Raw genomic sequence first — 1,329 nt, 5'->3', positions numbered from 1 at the left:
GGCCCGGTTACGATGTGATCGCGCAGCCATTCGACCGGCCAGCGCAACGCGTTTCGGTAAAGTCGCGGACATTCAAGCGCGGTGCCGCCTATGTCGGCTACAACGACTACGACCAATTCGATTGGCTGGCGATTGTTCTGCTGCCATCCGAGGGGTTCAAGGCTCGCGCAATCTACCTCGTTCCACGGCCCGTAGCCGAGGGATTGGCGCGACGTGACAAGGCAACCAGCAAGACCGCTGCGGAACGATACTTTCGTGACTTTCGTGTCGATCAAGTCCCCGCGTTGTTTGCGGAGTGGGATGCCAATTTCGAATTGGCAGCGACCCCAGTGGTTGCTCCCTTACTGAACGATCTCAAGTAACGCGGCGTCGATCTCACGAATGACGATGCGGCGGCGCAGGTTCTATGATCGGGCGATGGCGTAGCGCGGCGCGTCGGCCGGGGCACAGTCTTTGCAGAATTCGGACTCGGCGCCTTAGTGGTGGTCGAATCCGTGTTCCCGTCGCTTGCGATGGTTGTGGAAGACCGCTCGACATGGTGCTGCTCGACGGAGCCCTCCGATTTCATAACAGGCAGGCCGTTGAGCGGTTCCTATAGGATTCTGGACTTTCCGTTTGTTTTGGGCGCATTCTTGCGCCGGGGAGAAGGGGCTTGGACAAATCCCGCTACGATGATTGGTCGGGGCCGTGGCGCAAACGTATGGCGCAGGACGCCCGCTCGCACGACGCTGGGCCAGCGTGCCGATGCGGCTGGTCTTCGTGACGGTGGCTGCGACTTCCGCTTTGGTGACGCAGTTTGTCGTGCACAACAGCGGGTCGCTGCCGGAAATCAATCTGCAGAACCTGATCACGCCGCGACCGGTAGCAATTGCTGGGGTCGCATCTGTCATCGACGGCGACACGATCGAGATCCATGGCCAGCGCATCCGGTTCAATGGCATCGATGCACCGGAGTCAGCACAGCAGTGCGACGACGCGAAGGGCTTTCGGTATCAATGTGGCGCCAGGTCCGCCACCGCTCTCGATGCCTTTCTCGCCGCCTCGCGACCGACCCAGTGCACGTTTGTGTCATGGGATCGCTACGGTCGCTATGTCGGCAATTGCAGGCGGGCCGATGGTGCCAACGTCGCCGCTTGGAATGGACGGCCAAGCTCTTGATTGGCCAAAATACAGCCAAGGAGCCTACGCCATGCTGCAGGAGAAGGCCAAGGCGGCAAAAGTCGGCATCTGGGCAGGAACGTTTGAAGCGCCTTGGGATTGGCGTGCCAAGCATCGCGCTGACAACGAACCGCCATCGACGATCGCTCCCCTGCTCGCAGCGTCGCCCAG

General features: G+C 60.9%; 1 protein-coding gene and 1 pseudogene. Both read left to right on the top strand.

Annotation, left to right across the window (positions count from 1 at the left end):
* Positions 1–362 (top strand): annotated as a pseudogene (locus tag AC04SH_RS34825) (hypothetical protein); the annotation flags it as partial.
* A 382-nt stretch (positions 363–744) separates the two neighbouring features.
* A complete protein-coding gene (locus AC04SH_RS34820) occupies positions 745–1,158 on the top strand; it encodes a thermonuclease family protein (protein ID WP_488481870.1) in 414 nt (137 codons plus the stop codon).
* Positions 1,159–1,329: the final 171 nt, after the last annotated feature.

It is taken from the genome of Mesorhizobium sp. CNPSo 4688 (genome assembly GCF_057784295.1).
This window is presented reverse-complemented; position numbering and strand designations above follow the sequence as displayed.